This window comes from Bradyrhizobium sp. BR2003 (assembly GCF_009720285.1).
GTDB lineage: Bacteria > Pseudomonadota > Alphaproteobacteria > Rhizobiales > Xanthobacteraceae > Bradyrhizobium > Bradyrhizobium elkanii.
In genome coordinates, this window is record NZ_SMYJ01000035.1 from 187,059 (window position 1) to 206,819 (window position 19,761).

Annotated in this window: 21 protein-coding genes, 1 tRNA gene and 1 pseudogene; 13 read left to right on the top strand and 10 right to left on the bottom strand. The window is 64.0% G+C overall.

The window, feature by feature from the left end:
• Nucleotides 1-20 precede the first annotated feature (20 nt).
• The 3 genes from rpsA to aroA all read right to left on the bottom strand — a co-directional run bounded on the left by rpsA (nt 21) and on the right by aroA (nt 4,087).
• Nucleotides 21-1,730, bottom strand: a complete 1,710-nt coding sequence (gene rpsA, locus E2I15_RS29835; RefSeq protein ID WP_018269280.1) for a 30S ribosomal protein S1 — start codon at nt 1,728-1,730, stop codon at nt 21-23.
• Between the two features lie 393 nt (nt 1,731-2,123).
• Nucleotides 2,124-2,753 (bottom strand): (d)CMP kinase, encoded by a 630-nt coding sequence (cmk, locus tag E2I15_RS29840; protein WP_018269281.1) that lies wholly within the window; start codon nt 2,751-2,753, stop codon nt 2,124-2,126.
• Nucleotides 2,750-4,087 carry a 3-phosphoshikimate 1-carboxyvinyltransferase gene (aroA, locus tag E2I15_RS29845; protein ID WP_155262625.1) on the bottom strand — a complete coding sequence of 446 codons (1,338 nt, stop codon included), beginning with the start codon at nt 4,085-4,087 and terminating at the stop codon, nt 2,750-2,752. Before aroA ends, cmk begins: the two co-directional genes overlap by 4 nt.
• A 145-nt stretch (nt 4,088-4,232) precedes the next feature.
• Here aroA and E2I15_RS29850 point away from each other — a divergent pair, with 145 nt between their 5' ends.
• The 3 genes and pseudogenes from E2I15_RS29850 (at nt 4,233) to E2I15_RS29860 (ending at nt 5,138) form a co-directional block, all read left to right on the top strand.
• Nucleotides 4,233-4,640 carry a TIGR02300 family protein gene (locus E2I15_RS29850; protein ID WP_018269282.1) on the top strand — a complete coding sequence of 136 codons (408 nt, stop codon included), beginning with the start codon at nt 4,233-4,235 and terminating at the stop codon, nt 4,638-4,640.
• Between the two features lie 95 nt (nt 4,641-4,735).
• Nucleotides 4,736-4,811, top strand: a tRNA-Ala gene (locus tag E2I15_RS29855).
• An 86-nt stretch (nt 4,812-4,897) separates the two neighbouring features.
• Nucleotides 4,898-5,138 (top strand): annotated as a pseudogene (locus tag E2I15_RS29860) (GIY-YIG nuclease family protein).
• Between the two features lie 17 nt (nt 5,139-5,155).
• Here E2I15_RS29860 and E2I15_RS29865 read toward each other — a convergent pair.
• Nucleotides 5,156-5,617, bottom strand: a complete 462-nt coding sequence (locus E2I15_RS29865; RefSeq protein ID WP_028337536.1) for a MarR family winged helix-turn-helix transcriptional regulator — start codon at nt 5,615-5,617, stop codon at nt 5,156-5,158.
• 189 nt (nt 5,618-5,806) lie between these two features.
• On the opposite strand from E2I15_RS29865, the gene E2I15_RS29870 reads away from it, so the two are divergent.
• The 8 genes from E2I15_RS29870 to E2I15_RS29905 all read left to right on the top strand — a co-directional run bounded on the left by E2I15_RS29870 (nt 5,807) and on the right by E2I15_RS29905 (nt 13,128).
• Nucleotides 5,807-6,232, top strand: coding sequence for an organic hydroperoxide resistance protein (locus tag E2I15_RS29870; RefSeq protein WP_137478389.1), 426 nt, complete (start codon nt 5,807-5,809; stop codon nt 6,230-6,232).
• A 189-nt stretch (nt 6,233-6,421) separates the two neighbouring features.
• On the top strand, nt 6,422-7,627 hold the full coding sequence (locus tag E2I15_RS29875; RefSeq protein WP_137478388.1) for a CaiB/BaiF CoA transferase family protein: 1,206 nt from the start codon (nt 6,422-6,424) through the stop codon (nt 7,625-7,627).
• Nucleotides 7,628-7,917: 290 nt separating this feature from the next.
• Entirely contained in the window at nt 7,918-9,234 is a 1,317-nt protein-coding gene (ugpB, locus tag E2I15_RS29880; RefSeq protein WP_137478387.1) for a sn-glycerol-3-phosphate ABC transporter substrate-binding protein UgpB, read from the top strand.
• Between the two features lie 163 nt (nt 9,235-9,397).
• Entirely contained in the window at nt 9,398-10,279 is an 882-nt protein-coding gene (gene ugpA, locus E2I15_RS29885) for a sn-glycerol-3-phosphate ABC transporter permease UgpA (RefSeq protein WP_137478386.1), read from the top strand.
• Complete coding sequence (gene ugpE / locus E2I15_RS29890) at nt 10,279-11,127, top strand: sn-glycerol-3-phosphate ABC transporter permease UgpE (protein ID WP_137478385.1); 849 nt, start codon at nt 10,279-10,281, stop codon at nt 11,125-11,127. Before ugpA ends, ugpE begins: the two co-directional genes overlap by 1 nt.
• A 3-nt stretch (nt 11,128-11,130) precedes the next feature.
• Nucleotides 11,131-12,213 carry a sn-glycerol-3-phosphate import ATP-binding protein UgpC gene (locus E2I15_RS29895; RefSeq protein ID WP_137478384.1) on the top strand — a complete coding sequence of 361 codons (1,083 nt, stop codon included), beginning with the start codon at nt 11,131-11,133 and terminating at the stop codon, nt 12,211-12,213.
• A gap of 169 nt (nt 12,214-12,382) precedes the next feature.
• The gene (locus E2I15_RS29900) at nt 12,383-12,808 is read left to right on the top strand and encodes an Hsp20 family protein (RefSeq protein WP_021082592.1); all 426 of its coding nucleotides are present in this window, start codon (nt 12,383-12,385) and stop codon (nt 12,806-12,808) included.
• A 50-nt stretch (nt 12,809-12,858) separates the two neighbouring features.
• On the top strand, nt 12,859-13,128 hold the full coding sequence (locus E2I15_RS29905) for a BQ00720 family protein (protein ID WP_137478383.1): 270 nt from the start codon (nt 12,859-12,861) through the stop codon (nt 13,126-13,128).
• Between the two features lie 72 nt (nt 13,129-13,200).
• Here E2I15_RS29905 and E2I15_RS29910 read toward each other — a convergent pair whose 3' ends face one another.
• Complete coding sequence (locus E2I15_RS29910; protein ID WP_137478382.1) at nt 13,201-13,548, bottom strand: DUF6665 family protein; 348 nt, start codon at nt 13,546-13,548, stop codon at nt 13,201-13,203.
• Between the two features lie 267 nt (nt 13,549-13,815).
• Between E2I15_RS29910 and E2I15_RS29915 the strand changes: the two genes are divergently transcribed.
• On the top strand, nt 13,816-14,373 hold the full coding sequence (locus E2I15_RS29915; protein ID WP_137478381.1) for a cytochrome P460 family protein: 558 nt from the start codon (nt 13,816-13,818) through the stop codon (nt 14,371-14,373).
• Between the two features lie 23 nt (nt 14,374-14,396).
• Here E2I15_RS29915 and E2I15_RS29920 read toward each other — a convergent pair whose 3' ends face one another.
• From E2I15_RS29920 to E2I15_RS29930, 3 genes are all read right to left on the bottom strand, one after another.
• Complete coding sequence (locus E2I15_RS29920; RefSeq protein ID WP_137478380.1) at nt 14,397-15,920, bottom strand: AMP-binding protein; 1,524 nt, start codon at nt 15,918-15,920, stop codon at nt 14,397-14,399.
• A 123-nt stretch (nt 15,921-16,043) separates the two neighbouring features.
• Nucleotides 16,044-17,174 (bottom strand): DUF5938 domain-containing protein, encoded by a 1,131-nt coding sequence (locus E2I15_RS29925; RefSeq protein WP_137478379.1) that lies wholly within the window; start codon nt 17,172-17,174, stop codon nt 16,044-16,046.
• Between the two features lie 36 nt (nt 17,175-17,210).
• Nucleotides 17,211-18,014: an SDR family NAD(P)-dependent oxidoreductase gene (locus tag E2I15_RS29930; RefSeq protein WP_016843541.1), complete on the bottom strand. Its 804-nt coding sequence runs from the start codon at nt 18,012-18,014 to the stop codon at nt 17,211-17,213.
• 360 nt (nt 18,015-18,374) lie between these two features.
• On the opposite strand from E2I15_RS29930, the gene E2I15_RS29935 reads away from it, so the two are divergent.
• On the top strand, nt 18,375-18,980 hold the full coding sequence (locus E2I15_RS29935; protein WP_028341722.1) for a TetR/AcrR family transcriptional regulator: 606 nt from the start codon (nt 18,375-18,377) through the stop codon (nt 18,978-18,980).
• An 86-nt stretch (nt 18,981-19,066) separates the two neighbouring features.
• Here E2I15_RS29935 and E2I15_RS29940 read toward each other — a convergent pair whose 3' ends face one another.
• Both E2I15_RS29940 and E2I15_RS29945 read right to left on the bottom strand, forming a co-directional pair.
• Nucleotides 19,067-19,276, bottom strand: coding sequence for a HepT-like ribonuclease domain-containing protein (locus E2I15_RS29940; RefSeq protein ID WP_137478378.1), 210 nt, complete (start codon nt 19,274-19,276; stop codon nt 19,067-19,069).
• 136 nt (nt 19,277-19,412) lie between these two features.
• Nucleotides 19,413-19,709 (bottom strand): nucleotidyltransferase family protein, encoded by a 297-nt coding sequence (locus E2I15_RS29945; protein WP_137478377.1) that lies wholly within the window; start codon nt 19,707-19,709, stop codon nt 19,413-19,415.
• Between the last annotated feature and the right edge of the window lie 52 nt (nt 19,710-19,761).

The window sequence follows — 19,761 nt, forward strand, 5'->3', positions numbered from 1 at the left end:
CGCTCAAATCGCGCGAACGCTTACTTGTCGGTGCCGCGGTTCTTCAGCGCGGTGCCGAGGATGTCGCCAAGCGTCGCACCCGAGTCGGAGGAGCCGTACTGCGCGATGGCTTCCTTCTCTTCGGCGACTTCCAGCGCCTTGATCGAGACCTGCACCTTGCGGGCCTTCTTGTCGAACTGGATGACGCGGGCATCGACCTTCTCGCCGACGGCGAAGCGCTCAGCGCGCTGGTCGTTGCGGTCGCGGGCCAGTTCGGACCGCTTGATGAAGGTGGTGAACTCGGTGCCCGAAATCCGGACCTCGATGCCGCTCTCCTTCACCTCGAGCACTTCGCAAGTCACGACCGCACCCTTCTTGACGTCGCCCGGCTCGGCGAAGGGGTCGCCTTCGAGCTGCTTGACGCCGAGCGAGATGCGCTCCTTCTCGACATCGACATCGAGCACCACGGCCTTGACCATGTCGCCCTTCTTGAAGTTGTCGATGACCTGCTCGCCCGGAAGCTTCCAGTCGAGGTCGGAGAGGTGGACCATGCCGTCGACATCGCCCTCAAGACCGAGGAACAGACCGAACTCGGTCTTGTTCTTGACCTCGCCCTCGACCACCGAGCCGACCGGGAACTTCTCGACGAAGACTTCCCAGGGATTGCGCATGGTCTGCTTGAGACCGAGCGAGATGCGGCGCTTGACCGAATCCACCTCCAGCACCTGCACTTCGACTTCCTGCGAGGTCGAAACGATCTTGCCGGGGTGCATGTTCTTCTTAGTCCACGACATCTCGGAGACGTGGATCAGGCCTTCGATGCCCGGCTCGAGCTCGACGAACGCGCCGTAGTCGGTGATGTTGGTGACGCGGCCGGTGAAGCGGGCACCCAGCGGGTACTTGGCTTCGATGCCCTGCCACGGATCATCCAAGAGCTGCTTCATGCCGAGCGAGATGCGGTGCGTCTCGTGGTTGATCTTGATGATCTTGACCTTCACCGTCTGGCCGATGGTCAGCACCTCGGTCGGGTGGTTGACGCGGCGCCAGGCGATATCGGTCACGTGCAGCAGGCCGTCGATGCCGCCGAGATCAACGAACGCACCATAATCGGTGATGTTCTTGACCACGCCGTCGATCACCTGACCTTCTTCGAGGTTCTGCACCAGCTCCTGGCGCTGCTCGGCGCGGGTCTCTTCGAGAACCGTGCGGCGCGACACCACGATGTTGCCGCGGCGGCGGTCCATCTTGAGGATCTGGAACGGCTGCGAGTTGTTCATCAGCGGCGCAACGTCGCGGATCGGACGAATGTCGACCTGCGAGCGCGGCAGGAAGGCCACCGCACCGTCGAGGTCGACCGTGAAGCCGCCCTTGACCTGGTTGAAGATGACGCCGTTGACCTTTTCGTTGTTCTGGAACGCCTTCTCGAGCTTGCCCCAGCTTTCCTCGCGGCGCGCCTTGTCGCGCGACAGCACGGCTTCGCCGAGCGCATTCTCGATACGGTCGAGGAACACCTCGACTTCGTCACCGACCTTCAGATCGCTTTCACGGCCGGGCCCGGCGAATTCGCGCAGCGCAACGCGACCTTCGGTCTTCAGGCCGACGTCGATGACGGCCATGTCCTTCTCAATTGCAACCACCTTGCCCTTGATGACCGAGCTTTCCTGCAAATTGCCGCCGGCAAAGGACTCATCAAGCATCGCCGCGAAGTCGTCGCGGGTGGGAGTATAGGAAGACGCAGAATTCGAAACCATTTGTTCTCCAGATGCGGGATCTCGCCGGCCGTTCGGGTTGATGGGCGCACCGTGCGTGAAGTGTCAGGGCTCCGCAAACCCTGACGACCGCTCATTGCAGGAGGTGCAACAGCGGGCCGGCAGCAAGACTGCACGTTCGGTACGTTTGATAGATCCGGAGCCTGAAACGAAAATATCGACTGCAAAACCTGGGAGCGGGCGTTCCTCCAGATGCGGCGTTGGTTTCGTTTGAGATTGGCTCAAACCCATCGCCGGCCCGCTCAGACACGGCCTCGACATGGTCGACGGTGCTCCGAACGGCGCTGATATAGCCCCGCAGGCTGCTTTCGGCAAGCAGGAAATGCCCAATTTTGCTGGGTTTTCGGGCCAGAACCGCCCGCCATGCCTGCTGTTCTAGCGTCTGGCGCGCGCGGCCTCGACGATGGCGATGGCGGCGCGGACGCCGGCCTCGATGTCCAGATTGGAATTGTCCAGCGTGTGGGCGTCCGGAGCCGGCCGCAAGGGTGCAATCGCGCGGTTCTTGTCCCGCTCGTCGCGCTTGAGGATGTCGGCGAGCACCGCCTCTTCGTCGGCGTCCTCGCCGCGGGCGCGCGCCTCCAGCGTGCGCCGCCGTGCCCGCACGCGGGGGTCGGCGACCACGAAGATCTTCACGTCGGCATCCGGACAGATCACGGTGCCGATGTCGCGTCCATCCAGCACCGCACCGGGCGGATCGGCGGCGAACTGGCGCTGAAAATTGACCAGCACCTCGCGAACCTGCGGAATGGCCGACACCACCGAGGCGGCATCGCCGACCTTCTGGGTCTTCAGGATCGGATTGCCGAACTTTTCGGGATCGAGCTCGAGCGCCGCAGCCACCGCCAGCACCTCGTTGCTGAGCTCGGCACCGGCCTGCATCATCGCATAGGCCACCGCGCGGTAGATCACGCCGGTATCGAGATGGCGGTAGCCGTAGTGGTGGGCAAGCCGCTTGCCGAGCGTGCCTTTGCCCGAGGCGGCGGGTCCGTCGATGGCGATGATCATGCGAAATCAGCTCCGAGCGCGCGCATCATCGGGATGAAATCCGGAAAACTGGTGGCGATGAAGCCGGTGTCGTCGATCTTCACCGGCCGATCGGAGGCGCAGCCCATCACCAGCGCCGACATCGCGATGCGGTGATCCATATGGGTGGCAACGAGGCCGCCGCCTGGAACATGGCCGCGGCCCTCGACGATCAGATCGTCGCCGGAAACCTCGACCTTGACGCCGTTGACCCGCAGCATGTCGGCGGTTGCTTCAAGGCGGTCGGATTCCTTGACGCGCAGCTCCTGCAGGCCGCGCATGATCGTGGTGCCCTCGGCGAAGGCGGCCGCGACCGCCAGCACCAGATATTCGTCGATCATCGACGGCGCGCGCTCCGGCGGCACCTCGACGCCCTTCAGCTTCGAGGCCCGCACCCGCAGCTGCGCCATCGGCTCGCCGGCATCGCCGCGCACCTCGCTCTCCTCGATCGAGGCGCCCATCTCGCGCAGCGTGGTGAACAGGCCGGTGCGCAGCGGATTGGTCATGACGTCGGAGAACACGACATCGGAACCTTCGACGATCAGTGCCGCCACGATCGGGAATGACGCGGAGGACGGATCGGCGGGCACCACGACGTTGGCCCCGTACAGCTCGGGCTCGCCGTGCAGCGAGATTCGCCTGCCGTGGCTGCCTTCCTTCTCGGAGGAGATCTCGGCGCCGAAATGCTTCAGCATCAGCTCGGTGTGGTCCCGGCTCGCCTCCTGCTCGATCACTGTGGTGATGCCGGGGGCGGAGAGTCCCGCCAGCAGCACCGCGGACTTGATCTGGGCCGAGGCGACCGGCGTCTTGTAGACGATCGGCACCGGATAGCGGGCGCCGTGCAGGGTGAGCGGCAGCCGGCCGCCCTCCCGGATGTCGCTGGTTCGGGCGCCCATCAGCTCCAGCGGGTCGAGGATGCGGCGCATCGGGCGCGAACGCAGCGAGGCGTCGCCGTCGAAAATGGCGGCGATCGGGCAGCCGGCCACCGCGCCCATCACGAGCCGGCAGCCGGTGCCGGAATTGCCGAAATCGAGCGGCGCGGCTGGCTGGGCGAAGCCGCCGACGCCGACGCCTGCGACCGACCAGGTAAACGGCGCCGTCCGCTCCACCCTGGCGCCCAAGGCACGCATGGATTTGGCGGTATTGAGGACGTCCTCGCCCTCCAGGAGGCCGGAAATGCGGGTTTCGCCAACCGAAAGCGCCCCCAGGATCAGGGCACGGTGGGAAATCGATTTGTCGCCGGGAACGCGGACCGTGCCGGCCAGGGGGCCGCACGCGCGCGATTCCAGCGGGGTCGGGGTGTCAGATTGGGCCAAGATTGTGTCCTCTCGCGCCGCGGCAGGTATCACATAGGCAACACCACGTCACGCGCCCGTCACTTGCGCGCAAACCGCTATTGACAGCAGCCTCTCAACTAGCCAAGTGAAGCTCCGTTTTTCAGGAAAATTCTGGGATTACCACGTGGCCAAGTCCGAGCTCGGAACCAAGCGCATTTGCCCGACCACGGGCAAGAAGTTCTACGACCTCAACAAGAATCCGGTGATCTCGCCCTATACCGGCGAAGTCGTGCCGATCGCGCCGGTCGCCCCGGCGCGGGGCCGCGGCGCCACCGTCAGTTCGCCCGCGACCGCAGCCGACATGCCGGAGCCCGCCGAGGCCGAAGAGATGGTCTCGCTCGAGGAGGCCGATGCCGAGGAGAACACCGGGAAGGTCAAGGCCCAGGTTCCCGAATCCGAGGACGATATCGAGGTCGATGAGACCATCGACGACGATGACGACGACGATTCGACCTTCATCGCCGACGAGGAAGAGGGCGATGAGGACGTCACCGACATAATTGGTGACGTCGGCGGCGACGAAGAGACTTGAGATCGGCGCCGATCTATGATCAACGGTGCTGCCGCGCGAGTCGTCCAGGCCGCGCGGGCCGGGATCGATCCCCCAGGATCATCCCAACTGGATAAGGGGCCATAGCTCAGCTGGGAGAGCGCTTGCATGGCATGCAAGAGGTCGGCGGTTCGATCCCGCCTGGCTCCACCACGCTTCGCCCTTCGGGCTACGCGTGGCGTCCGGCGTAGCCCGAGGGGCGACGGACGGTCAGCTGCCCTGGCTATCCGTGGATGCGAATGTGGTATGTCTACATCATCCGCAGCATCAACTTCCCCGATCAGGAATATGTCGGCGCGACCGAAGATCTGAAACGGCGGCTTCCTGAGCACAACGCCCGGCAAATCCGCGCACACCTCGAAATTCATGCCGTGGGAATTGGTCTGGTACTGCGCATTTCCAGACAAGTGCAAAGCCCTGGCATTCGAGAAATATCTCAAATCCCATAGCGGCCGCGCCTTCGCCAAGAAGCGCCTCTAACCGCCCGCCTCCGCCCCCTACTCCCCCAGCACCGCATTCAGCCGGTCGCGCAGCGCGACGATCTCGTCCTTCATCGCCATCAGTTCGCCAACGGTGCAGTCCGAGGCCGCGAGGATCGACTGCGGCACGGCCTTGGCCTTTTCGCGCAGCGCATGGCCCTGCGGCGTCAGCGCGATCAGCACCACCCGCTCGTCAGCGGTGCTGCGGGTCCGCCTGATCAACTCCGCCGCCTCCAGCCGCTTCAAGAGCGGCGTCAGCGTGCCGGAATCCAGGAACAGGCGCTCGCCGAGGTCCTTCACCGCCACATCGTCGCGCTCCCACAGCGCCAGCATCACGAGATACTGCGGATAGGTCAGCCCGAGCCGGTCGAGCAGCGGCTTGTAGACACGGTTGAAGGCGTGCGCGGTCGAATAGACCGCAAAGCAGATCTGGTTATCGAGCCGCAGCGCCTGATCCGCCGCCGTCGGTTTCCTGGCCATGACTCCCATCGAATCCATCTCGTTTCCGCATCGAATCCATCTCGTTTCCGGGTCATTCTGGGCTCACGGGACCGCGAATTCAATTGCGAACAATTAAATGTGAGGCCGCATATTTTATATTGCGCACAATCTATTCGCATGCAATACATCCATCGTCGAATTCAAGCCCAACCACCAAGGGAGACCACGATGTCTGTAAACGTGCTCTACAAGACCAGCGCCAAGGCAACCGGCGGCCGCGACGGCCATGCGGCAACGCTCGACGGTGCGCTCGATGTCAAGCTCACGACCCCGAAGGAGCTCGGTGGCGGCGGCGGCGCCGGCAACAATCCGGAGCAGCTGTTCGCGGCCGGCTATGCCGCCTGCTTCATCGGCGCGATGAAGTTCGTGGCCTCGCAGGGCGGCCCCAAAGTTCCCGCAGACACCTCGGTGACCTCGACGGTCGGCATCGGCCCGCGCTCGGAAGGCGGCTTCGGCCTCGCCGTCGAGCTCGCGGTGTCGCTGCCCGGGCTCGCCCGCAGCGATGCCGAAGCGCTGGTCGAGAAGGCCCACCAGGTGTGCCCCTATTCCAACGCGACCCGCGGCAATGTCGACGTCAAGCTGAGCGTCGTCTAATTCCACATCACGCAATGGTCCGCCGCGACACGTGGCGGACCATCGCTCTTTCAGCGGCCGGTTCGCTTGGCGAACGCATGCGCCGCCTGCTGCATGGGGCTGCGCCGACGGAAGCATTGCTGCCCCGGCTGAAGACCGTTAGCTCTGGGACCCTCGTTATCTGACCCCAACTGAGCGAAGGTTGCTTCCATGAATACCCCAGCGGCTACGGGCGCGATGACCGGCCTGCGCGTGATCGATCTGACGCGCGTGCTCGGCGGTCCGTATTGCACCCAGATTCTCGCCGACCACGGCGCCGATGTGATCAAGGTCGAGCCGCCCGCCGGCGACGAGGTGCGCGACTGGGGTCCTCCCTTCCATGACGAGGATGCGGCCTATTTCGTCGGCATCAACCGCAACAAGCGGTCGATCGGCCTCGACCTCGCTTCCGAAGGCGGACGCGCGGTGCTGATGAAGATGCTCGAGACCGCCGACGTGCTGATCGAGAATTTCAAGCCGGGCACGCTCGACAAATGGGGCATCGGCAACGACGTGCTGCGCGCGAAATTTCCGCGCCTCGTGCACTGCCGGATCTCCGGCTTCGGCGCCGACGGCCCGCGCGGCGGCAATCCCGGCTATGACGCGATCATCCAGGCGATGACCGGCATGATCGCGGCGACCGGCTCGCCGGAGAGCGGTCCGATGCGGATCGGCGTGCCGCTGGTCGACATCACCACCGGGCTCTACGCCACGATCGGCATCCTGATGGCGCTGTCGGAGCGGCAGCGCTCGGGGCTCGGCCAGTTCATCGAGACGACGCTGTACGAGACCGGGCTTGCGATCATGCATCCGCACACCGCGAACTATTTCATGCATGGCAAGCCGCCGTCGCTGACCGGCAACGAGCATCCCAACCTCGTTCCTTACGCGATCTTCCCGACCAAGACCGACAACATCTTCATCGGCGTCGGCAATGACGGCACCTTCCGCAAGCTCGCCAAGGAGATCGGCAAGCCCGAGCTCGGCACCGATCCGCGCTTTGCCCGCAACAAGGACCGCATCGCCAACCGCGATGCGCTCCGCGTCGAGCTGGCCGCGGTGTTCAGCCAGCACGAGGCCGAGCCGCTGTGCAACCGGCTGCTCGCCGCCGGCCTGCCGGCCGGCCCGGTGCAGAAGATCGACCAGGCGCTGACCAACCCGCACACCATTCATCGCGGCGACGTCATCGAGAAGGATTGGTACAAGGGCGTCGCCTCGCCGATCCGCCTCGAACGCACCAAGCCGAGCCTGCGCCGCACGCCGCCGAAGTTCAGCCAGCACGCCACCGAAGTGCTCGGCGAGTTCGGCTACTCGAAGGACGAGATCAACGGCCTGGTTGAGAAGGGCGTGGTCTGCGGTCCCCAGCGCAAGCGCTAAAGGCGTTTTCAAGCCTGTCTCGCACGTGATGCGGGATGGGCACCGGTTCGCGTCAGGACAAAGCGGATGCGTCGGCCCGTATCGAACCGGCCGACGCATCAACACTGCGGTGCAGCGTCGCGGCCGGCGTTGCACCGCACGGATGCGGCTGCGGTCTTCGCCTTTTTTACCGCTTCCCTTCGCTTCGGCTTCCCCCCTACCATGACTTTCGTTTATACGGTCATTTGAACGTCATCCGGCGCTGATAACGCGCGCAACGAAAGACGACGTTCCAATTGGGAGGGGTTTTGATGTTCTTTCGACGACTAGGCGCTGCCGCGGCAACCGCTGCCGCGCTTGCATTCGCGTCGCCCGCGTTTGCGGTGACCGAGATCCAGTGGTGGCACGCGATGACCGGCGCCAACAACGACGTCATCGTCAAGCTGGCCAACGACTTCAACGCCTCGCAATCCGACTACAAGGTGATCCCGACCTACAAGGGCGGCTACGCCGACACCATGAACGCCGGCATCGCCGCGTTCCGCGCCGGTAACGCGCCGCATATCATGCAGGTGTTCGAAGTCGGCACCGCGACGATGATGGCCGCCACCGGCGCCGTCAAACCGGTCTACAAGCTGATGGCCGACGCCGGCGAGAAGTTCGATCCGAGCGTCTATCTGCCCGCGATCACCGGCTACTACTCGACCTCCAAGGGCGAGATGCTGTCGTTTCCCTTCAACTCGTCGTCGACGGTGATGTGGATCAATCTCGATGCGCTTAAGAAGGCCAACATCGCAGAGATTCCGAAGACCTGGCCGCAAGTGTTCGACGACGCCAAGAAGCTGAAGGCGGCCGGCTACGCCACCTGCGGCTTCTCCGGCTCGTGGGTCACCTGGGTCAATCTCGAACAGCTCTCGGCCTGGCACAATGTGCCGCTCGCCAGCAAGGCCAACGGCCTCGACGGCTTCGACACCGTGCTCGAATTCAACGGCCCGCTGCAGGTCAAGCATCTCGAGAACCTCGTCGAGTTGCAGAAGGACAAGACCTACGACTATGCCGGCCGCACCAACACCGGCGAAGGCCGCTTCACCTCGGGCGAATGCCCGATCTACCTGACCTCGTCGGCCTTCTTCGGCAACGTCAAGGCGCAGGCCAAGTTCAACTTCACCGCAGCGCCGATGCCGTATTATCCCGACGCCAAGGGCGCGCCGCAGAACTCGATCATCGGCGGCGCCTCGCTCTGGGTGATGGGGGGCAAGTCGGCCGAGGAATACAAGGGCGTGGCCAAGTTCCTGACTTTCCTCTCGGACACCGACCGCCAGGTCTGGATCCACAAGGCCTCGGGCTATCTGCCGATCACCAAGGCCGCTTACGCCAAGGCCAAGGAAGAGGGCTTCTACAAGGACCAGCCCTATCTCGAGACCCCGCTGCTCGAGCTCACCAACAAGGAGCCGACCGCGAACTCCCGCGGCCTGCGCCTCGGCAACATGGTGCAGCTGCGCGACATGTGGTCGGAGGAGATCGAGCAGGCGCTGGCCGGCAAGAAGACCGCCAAGCAGGCGCTGGACGCCGCCGTCGAGCGCGGCAACCAGATGCTGCGGCAGTTTGAAAAGACCGCCGTCCGCTGACATGATGCCTTCGGGCATGATCCGCAAAAGTGCGAAGCGGTTTTCCGAAAAGATCATGCCCAGACGACAAGCTAAAGCGCGATGACGATCCGACCTCATCTCATCGCGCTTTAGGGCGATCAACCGGCAGGCCGCATCCGCGGCCTGCCCTTCCTTCGAGCCCATGCAAAAGCAAGCGATTTTCCAGTCAAAGCTGTTGCCTTACGCGCTGGTTGCCCCGCAACTCGCGATCGTCCTGATCTTTTTCTACTGGCCGGCCGTGCAGGCGGTGATCCAATCCTTCCTGCTGCAGGACGCGTTCGGCCTCTCCACCAGCTTCGTCTGGTTCGAGAACTATCTCGAGCTGTTCAAGGAGCCGGCCTATTTCGCGGCGATCGTCCGAACCTTCGTGTTCTCGTTCGCGATCGCGGTCTCCTCGCTGTCCTTCGCGCTGCTGCTCGCGGTCATGGCTGACAAGCCCCTGCGCGGCTCGACGCTGTATCGCACGCTGCTGATCTGGCCCTATGCGGTGGCTCCGCCGGTGGTCGGCGTGCTCTGGGTGTTCATGCTGCACCCCTCGCTCGGCGTGCTGTCGCGCTATCTGCGCGCCATGGGCATCGACTGGAATCCGCTGCTCGACGGCGACCAGGCGGCGGCCCTGATCATCCTCGCCGCGGCCTGGAAGCAGATCTCCTACAATTTCCTGTTCTTCCTCGCCGGGCTGCAAAGTATCCCGAGGAGCGTGATCGAGGCCGCCGCGATCGACGGCGCTCGCCCGATGCGGCGGTTCTGGACCGTGATCTTCCCGTTGCTGTCGCCGACCATCTTCTTCCTCTTGGTCATCAACATCGTCTACGCCTTCTTCGACACCTTCGGCATCATCGACACCATGACCCGCGGCGGTCCCGGCAAGGCAACCGAGACGCTGGTCTACAAGGTCTATACGGATGGCCTGCTCGGCGGCAATCTCGGCTCGTCGGCGGCGCAGTCGGTCATCCTGATGGTCATCGTCGTCATGCTGACGGCGATCCAGTTCCGCTTCGTCGAGCGCAAGGTGACCTACTGATGGTCGAGGAGGAAGGCTTCCAGCGCTATCTGGCTCACGTCATCCTGTGGATCGGGATCGCGATCGTCGCCTTCCCGGTCTATCTCGCGCTGGTCGCCTCGACCCAGGACAACGCCGTGATCGCCAACGGCCAGATGTCGCTGCTGCCCGGCGGCCATTTCCTCGAGACCTACTACCAGACGCTGTTTGTCGGCACGAGCGGCTCGACCCGCGAGCCGGTGCTCCACATGATGCTGAACTCGCTGATCATGGCGCTCTTGATCGCGGTCGGCAAAATCGCGATCTCGATCATCTCGGCCTACGCGATCGTCTATTTCCGGTTTCCGTTCCGGATGGCGATCTTCTGGATCATCTTCATCACCTTGATGCTGCCGGTCGAGGTGCGCATCTATCCGACCTACAAGATCGTCGCCGATCTGCATCTGCTCGACAGCTATGCCGGCCTGTCGCTGCCGCTGATCGCGTCAGCCACCGCGACACTGCTGTTCCGCCAATTCTTCATGACCGTGCCGGATGAATTGCTGGAGGCCTCGCGGATCGACGGCGCAGGCCCGTTTCGCTTCTTCTGGGATACGCTGCTGCCGCTGTCACGCACCAACATGGCGGCGCTGTTCGTGATCCTGTTCATCCTCGGCTGGAATCAGTATCTCTGGCCGCTGTTGATCACGACGCGCGACGACATGCAGACCATCCAGGTCGGCATCCGCAAGATGATCACGACGACGGACGCGCTGACCGAATGGCCGATCGTGATGGCGACCGCGCTGCTCGCAATGCTGCCGCCGGTGTTCGTCGTCGTCGTGATGCAGAAACTGTTCGTGCGCGGATTGGTGGAGACGGAAAAATAATCCATGGCTAACGTCACGCTGCGCAGCGTCCGCAAGACCTATCCCGGCGGCTTCGAGGCCATCAAGGGCGTCGATGTCGACGTCGGCGACGGCCAGTTCTGCGTGCTGGTCGGCCCATCCGGCTGCGGCAAGTCCACGCTGCTGCGCATGGTCGCGGGGCTCGAGACCATCACCGGCGGCGAGATCGACATCGGCGGCCGCATCGTCAACCAGGTCGAGCCCGCCGATCGCGACATCGCGATGGTGTTCCAGAACTACGCGCTCTATCCGCATATGAGCGTCTACAACAACATGGCCTATGGCCTGCGCAACCGCGGCATGGCCGAGACCGAAATCAAGACCCGCGTCGAGGAGGCCGCGCGCGTCCTCGAGCTCTCGCCGATGCTGGAGCGCAAGCCGCGCCAGCTTTCCGGCGGCCAGCGCCAGCGCGTCGCGATGGGCCGTGCCATCGTGCGCCAGCCGAAAGTGTTCCTGTTCGACGAGCCGCTGTCGAACCTCGACGCCAAGCTGCGCATCGCGATGCGGGTCGAGATCCGCAAGCTGCAGCGCCGGCTCAACACCACGTCGATCTACGTCACCCACGACCAGCTCGAGGCGATGACGCTCGCCGACGTCCTCGTCGTCATGAACGGCGGACAGGTCGAGCAGATCGGCAATCCGCTGGAGATCTACCAGAAGCCGGCGACCACCTTCGTCGCCTCCTTCATCGGCGCGCCGCCGATGAACCTGATGCCCCTGCGCGCGGACGAGCTGAAGTCCCAGATCACGGGCGCAGACGGCGCCGGCATTGTCGGGATCCGGCCGGAGGATTTCGTGATCTCGCGCGAGACCGCATCCGGCGGCGTCGCGCTTGGCCTCACCGTCGAGGCGATCGAGCATGTCGGCGCCGAGACGTTCGTCTATGGCAGCCGCCAGCGCGAGGAGCAGGGCGTTGCCGCCAATCCGGGCGAGCTGTCGCCCGGCGAGGTGATCGTCCGGGTTCCCGGCGTCTCGGGTCCAGCCATCGGCGAGCGGATCCGGGCCGTCGCCCCCCGCGACAAGCTGCACCTCTTTACCGCCGACGGCCGCAAGCGCGTCGGGGAGTAACCGATCGGGAAGAATTTACCCTCATGTTGCGGGCGTTTAGGCTGGTTTCGGGGCTGCTTGAACGCTATCCAGACCACCCCATATTCCTCACTGACCGGAGGCCAGACGGCCCGCCGGTTGCATGGGGCGCCGCAAGGGCCCCTCAAAGTCGCTTCGAGAGGACTTTGTAATGTCTCGTGTTCCATCGTTGTCCAGTCCGTTCCTTCTGGGATTCGACGAGATCGAGCGGGCGCTCGACCGCGTCGTGAAGGGCGCCGACGGCTATCCTCCGTACAACATCGAGCGGTGCGACCGTACCAACGGGCAGCCTGAACGGCTACGCATCACGTTGGCGGTGGCGGGCTTCACCCGCGACCAACTCGATGTAACTATTGAGGAAAATCAGCTCGTCATCCGCGGCCGCCAGCAGGACGACAAGGCTCGGCAATACATCCATCGCGGCATCGCCGCGCGCCACTTCCAGCGCACCTTCGTGCTGGCGGAGGGGATGCAGGTGCTGGGCGCGGATCTGAAGAACGGGTTGTTGTCGATTGACCTGGCCAGGCCGGAACCTGAACGGGTCATTAAGACAATCGCTATCAATGAGCACGAATAATAGAAACAACGAGCGGACTCGACCGCTTATCTGACTGAGGAGTCGAGACCATGAGTGAACTGAGTACCACCACCATCGAATCCGAGAGCGTCACGCCGGAAGCGCTGGCCCATCTGGGCGAAGGTCATATCGCCTATGTGAAGCAGGTCCGCTCCGAGGACGTGCCAGATCTCTTTCCGCAGGCGCCGAAGATCGCGCCGGGCCTCAAGCTGTTCGCACTGCATGCCGCCGACGGCACGCCGATCATGCTGACCGACAGCCGCGAAGCCGCGATCGCGAACGCCTGGAGCAACGAACTGCAGGCCGTCAGCGTCCATTGACGCGGGGTTGAATTAGCATCCGCGAATTCAATGCGCGGGCATGCCTCGACACCGAGGCGGCCCGCGCATTTTTTATGGCGATGTGGTCGACGTGGCGAGCAGCGGGCCCATGCTGAGCTGCACCTCGCCGGGCACGTTGTAATCGCGCATCAGCATGCGGTTGTTGCGCAGCCCGCACGCCTCCCGCTGCACCACGAACATCCAGAGCGCATGGCCGGCCTCCCGCACCAGGATGCGTCGTGCCTGTTGTGTGGGCGCCGGTGCTTCAGCGCGCGGATGGGCGGCATCGAACTCGCGCAGCCTCGCGAGGGCCTGTTCCAGCGCGCGGCCCATGCGGCCGAGCGCACTCGCCCTCTCTTCGGCGAGCTCGTAAGCGAGAACGTCGACGGGAACGCGATCAAGGCGAAAATCGCGGGACATCAGTCATCCCTGGTTCGCACACGCAATGTTGCGCGCGTCCGTCTTCCGGCGTCATCGGCTGGTTGTCAATAGGTGCTCGTGTCTTCGATCATTCCAAGTGCCGATCCACTCGATTTGAGTAGTTCGTTTGCGCAGTCTTAGGCAGCGGACCGCGGCTCCATTTCACTCTGTGCAATTCCGTGCTGTAATCGGTTCCCGTGAATGGCAATGCGACAAGAGGATTTCCAGCAAGAATTATTCGCCGCCAGATCGATTGGAGATGCGACCATGCAGAAGAGCTCGCTGATCAATCTCGTTGCTTCGGTGTCGATGTCCGTCCTCGCGACAGGTGTCGCGATTTCCGCGCAGGACAAGTACAGCCTGCAAGTGCCGAACGGGCTCGCGTTCTCCGAGTTCAGGGGATACGAGGACTGGCCGGTGATCGCGATCAGCGAGAACGAAGGCGTCATCGCCGCGATCCTGGGCAATCCCGCGATGATCGGCGCCTTCCGGGAAGGCATACCCGGCAATGGCAAGCCATTCCCGGATGGCGCCAAGATGGCGAAGATCCATTGGATCCCGAAGAAGCAGGAGGCGTATCCCGGCCAGCCGACGGTGCCAGGCGCACAGCACGACGTCGACTTCATGGTCAAGGACAGCAAGAGGTTCGCGGACAGCGGCGGGTGGGGATACGGCGCGTTCGAGTATGATCCCGCCTCGGATGCGTTCAGACCTGCCACCACGGCAGACAATCCGCCCCAGGAAAACGACGCGAAATGCGGACATGCGTGCCACACCGTGGTGCAGAACCGCGACTACGTGTTCACCGAGTACGGCAAGAGGTAGACACGGGATCGCACGGGCTAGCGTTACACCAGCCGCGCGCGGATGTCCGGCTTCAGCACCTTGCCGACCTTGGAACGCGGAAGATCGTCCCAGACCTCGATCTGCTTCGGCGTCTTGATGCTGCCGATTTGCTGCTTGACGAACGCAGCCAGCGCAGCCGCATCGACCGTGTGACCGGCGCGCGGCTGCACCACGGCGACGATCCGCTCGCCCCATTTGTCGTCGGGCAGTCCAATCACCGCGCAATCCTGCACAGCCTCATGCGCACGCAACGCGTTCTCGACCTCGATCGAGTAGACGTTGAAGCCGCCGGTGATGATCATGTCCTTGGCGCGGTCGACGATATAGAGATAGCCGTCGCCGTCGATGTAGCCGATATCGCCGGTGTGGTGCCAGCCATGCACCGAAGCCTCGCGCGTAGCCTCGGGGTTCTTGTAGTAGCCTTCCATGACCAGCGATCCGCGCACCACGATCTCGCCGCGCGATCCCGCCGGCAACAGCTTGCCGTCGCCATCCATGATGCCGGCCTGCACCAGCGGGCCGATCCGCCCGGCCGACGAAAGTCGCTCCATCGCGATCGTGCCGTCCGGATTGTAGTGATCGGCTGGCGGCATCATCGAGATCATCATCGGCGCCTCGGTCTGGCCGAACAGCTGCGCCATCGGCCCGATCCGCCGCAGGGCTTCCGCGAGCCGCGTCGCCGAGATCGGTGCCGCGCCGTACCAGAAACATTGCAACGAGCTGCGATCGGCCGCGTCGAGCCCGGGATGATCGAGCAGCATGTAGATCACGGTCGGCGGCAAGAAGGTGTGGGTGACGCGATAGCGCGCGATCAGCGTCAGGAACTCGCCGATGTCAGGGTGGTGCATGATCACGATGCGACCGCCCAGCGTCATGATCGGGAAGCACAGCACGCCGGCGGCATGGGTCAGCGGCGCCAGCGCGAGATAGACCGGACGGCCCTTGAACGGGTAACCGATCAAGGTCAGCGCGGTCATCGCCTCGATGTTGCGTCCCGACAGCATCACGCCCTTCGGCTTGCCGGTGGTGCCGCCGGTGCCCGGGATCATCGCGAGATCGTCGATCGTCTCACGCTGATAGACTTCATCAGCAAGGCCGCCGAGCCAGCGCTCGAATAACGGCGCGAACGGCAGCTCGGCGTCGAGACAGACCAGCGTACGCAGCTTGGGCAGATCCTGCCTGACGGCGTCGACCATCGGCGCGAAGCTCGAATGGAACAGCAGCAGGCTGCAATCGAACTGGTCGAGAATGAACTTGTTCTCGGCCGCCTCGTTGCGCGGATTGATCGGGCACCACACGGCGGCCGCGCGCGAGATGCCGAACACGCAGGCGAAAGCGAGCGGATCGTTGCCGGACAGGATCGCGACCTTCTCGCCGGGAGCGATGCCCGACCGCTCGATGCCGCGCGCGATGCGATAGCTCAGCCGCTGCACGCCGCCGTAGCTAAGGTCGCGCTCGTCCATCGTGAGACACGGCGCGTCGGCACCGAGCGAGGCACCCTTGTCGAGATAATCGATGAAGCGCATGGCAGGTCTCGCGCAAGAGGCGGGTGACGCGCTACGCGTCACCCGCGGGAGGAGCGTTTTCGAGCAAAACGAAAACGCTTCAGGGAACGGAGTGTCGAGCCCCGATCCGAGCGGGGCTCGAGCTCAATCATGCACGGTCAGGACCGGCTTGCCGACCAGCCCAAAACTCCGCAATTGCCCGAGCAGCTCGCGATGGCCGAACGCCTGACAGCCGGAGGCGAAGCCTACGCGCTTGGGCGGCTGCTGCAGCAGGTGCGCGGCAGCATAGGCCTGCAGCATGCCGGTCTGCTTGTAGTTGCTGTTGCCATAGATGACGCAGTGCGCGCGCCCCAGCGGGCCGGAGGCATACACCGAATCCAGCGACTTGTTGACGCGCGGGTTCTCGCGCGGCGGCATGGTGTTCATCACGCCGGCAGCGGTCTGCGCCAACGCGGCGTAGCGCTCGTCGGGCTTCATGTCCTTGGTCGCCTCCAGCGCGGCGGCGACGATCTGCGGCACGCCCAGCATCAGCGCACGATTGAACACGCCGCCCAGCACCTTCACATTGGCCACGCGCGGATCTTGCTTGAACCACACCGGGTGCGAGGTGCCGCCCCACGGCAGCGCCAGCGCCAGCTCGTGCTGGCCGGGGATGGCGAGGTTGTAAAGGCCGGCATCGGGCTGATGCTCGACGTACTTGTTCTGCTCCAGATAGTACGCCTTGGCCATCGCGGCGTTGACGAGGATGGTCTGTGTCGAGGCGATGGTCGGGCTCCCGCCCCAGAACACAGCGATATCGAGCGTGTCGAGGCCGGGCGTCTCAAGGCACAGCTGCGCGGCAATCTCGCCGGTGGTGTACATCTGCGCGATGCCCGGCGCCAGCAACAGGTCGGCATTGGCGAACTTCGCACCAAACTCCTGCTCGAGCGTGATCAGCCAGTCCTGCTCGCCGGTTGTGTCGGTGTAGTGGCACCTGGCGGCCAGGCAGGCCTGCACCACCTCGCCGCCGAACTTGGCGAAGGGACCCACGGTGTTGAGCACCACCGAGGCGCCCTTGAACAATTCAGTCAGCGCGGCCACGGTGTGCGGCACCGACACCACCTCATAGTCGGCGGTCTCGATGCCGGCTACGTTCGACTTCATCGCGGCGTTGAGCTTCTCGGCGCTGCGGCCGGCGGCGATGAAGGGAATGTTGTACTCGCGCAGATATTCGCAGACCAGCCGGCCGGTGTAGCCGGAAGCGCCATAGACGATGACGGGCTTCTTCTCGCTCATTGCGATCCTCCGAAATGCTTGTTGTCAGCCTTGTCGCTACATGCCCATGCCGCCGTCGACCGGCAGGCCGATGCCGGTGATGAAGCGCGCATCGTTCGAGCACAGGAACACGGCGGCGTCGGCGATATCGGAGACCTCCGCGAGCTTGCCGAGCGGCGTCTGCTCCACCACCGAACCGACCGCGGCGTTGACGTCGGGCGCGAGACCGATCTTCACGATGTCATTGGCGAGTTGCAGGCCCATGTCGGTCGGGATCAGGCCGGGATAGATGCAGTTGACGCGCACGCCGTAGCCCAGCTTGCCTGCTTCCATCGCGCCGACGCGCGTCATGCGGTCGACCGCGGATTTGGTGCCGGAATAGACCGCGATGCTCGGAAAGGCGATCGTCGCCGCGACCGAAGCGATGTTGACGACCGCGCCGCCCTTGCCGGCGGCGCCGCCCGGCCGCATCGCACGGAAGGCGTGCTTCATGCCGAGCACGGTGCCGACGATGTTGACGTCGCACATGCGGCGCGCGTCCTCGGCCTTGATGTCGGCGACCAGCGAGGTGATCTCGATGCCGGCATTGTTGATCAGGATGTCGAAGCCGCCGAGGGTTTCGACCGTCGCTGCGGCGGCCCGTTCCCATTGCGCATCGTCAGTGACGTCGAGCTTGACGAAGCCGGTCTTCACCCCGGCCTTGGCGATCTCGGCAGCGCTGGCCTTGCCGGCATCGTCGAGAATATCGCCGATCATGACCGCGGCGCCGGACCGCGCCAGTGCCTGCGCGATCGCCGCGCCGATCCCCCGGGCGCCGCCGGTGACCAGGGCTTTCCTGCCTTCAAGGCTCTTCCCACTCATGACGTAGTCCTCCCTTTGCTTGCCGATTGATGGTGGTGCTGAGGCAGCGTGGGCCGGGCCTGCGCATTTGAAACGCATTGATGGTCGCGGCCGGCGTCGGCAGAGCGCAGCGTTGGCGCGCCCCGGCGGTGCATTTCCTCCTGGTTTGTCGATTGGTCAGCCGTCTTGACGGTTGTCCAAATTATTGTCCCAACCCTCGTCCAGGAACTTGACACTTGTCAAGTCTCAATTTGACAAGTGTCCAAGAGGGTGGTTGTGAAGAGATGGAGCGCGCCGCGGTCGCCGCGGTATAGTCGCTCGAGGGAAGAAGCAGAGGAAGGGCACGGAATGGCGCGGCAAGCGACAGGGGCGGCCCAACGCGTGGCTGTGGCGGCCGAGGCGCTGCGCGACGAGAAGTTCAACGCGCGGCGCGTCGAGCTCGCGGAGGCCGCGCTGGAAACGCTTGGCGAGCTCGGCTTCGCGCGCACCAGCCTGCGCGAGATCGCGCAGAACTCCGCATTCACGCATGGCGTGTTTCACTACTACTTCAGCGACAAGCTCGACCTGATCTGCTGCTGCGTCCGCCACTACAAGGCGAAATGCGTGACGCGCTATGACGAGGTGGTGACGACAGCACGCAGCCGCGACGAATTGACCGAAGGCTTCCTCGCCAAGCTCGCAGCCACGCTCGAGAACGAAGCGCGCATGCATCGGCTCTGGTACGATCTGCGCTCACAGGCAATGTTCGAGCCCGCGTTCCGCAAGGACGTGCTCGAGATCGACAAGAGCCTGGAAGCGATGATCTGGCGCATCGCCACGCGCTACGCCGAGCTCGGCAACAAGCGGCCGGCTTCGTCTCCGGCCGCGCTCTATGCGCTGTTCGACGGCCTGTTCCAGAGCGCGCTGCTCCGGCATCTCGCCAATGACGAGAAAGCCGTTCCAGATCTGCTCGACGAAGTCCGCCGTCTGCTGCCGACGATCTGCTGAGAGAATTGCGACTGGTCGGCCCGCACAAACGGACGATCGATTCAGCTTGATGAAGTTCGTGCGACCGTACGTACGGTTAGGCTGCGCTACTGCAGCGAAGCCTTGAGCGCCAACAGCGCGGCCTTCAGCGGTGGTAGATCATCGTTGACCGCATTCCAGATGATCGTGGCGTCAACGCGCTGGTAATCATGCCGCAAGATGTTGCCTATGCCCGCAATGTCTTTCCAGCGGACATTCTTGTGCTGAGCCTTCAACTCGCTGCCAAGATGGCGGCTCGCTTCCGAAATGACCTCGATTCAGCGTTCTATTGCGGAGCGCAGCAGCCACGAGCGCTCGTAGTCGCGGATGGACTTTCCCGTCAGTGCCCTTTCGATGCCATCGATGCTTTCGAGCATGTCGTGGATGCGAAGCAAGGGGGGAGCGCACGATCATTCAGAAAACCCGCATTGCCTCCGCCTCGATCCGCTCTCGAATTAGTGGATGAAGTCCTTTCCGGGTGGTGAGATCGACTTCGACGCCGAGACTCTCTTCGAGCAGTCGCTTGGTCGCAACCAGGTCGAGCGCATTGAACCGGCCGCGAGGATCGTAGTCGACGAAAAGATCAATATCGCTCTCGGCGTGCGCTTCGTCGCGCACCGTCGAACCAAATAGATACAGCGAAGTCGCCCCGAGTGCCTTGACGGCATCAGCCTGGTCAGGGAGCTTCCTGAGGGCTTCGGTTCGCATCATAGACGAACTATACCACGGGCAGCCAAGCGCCCGCAAAATCGTGCGGCAGGCG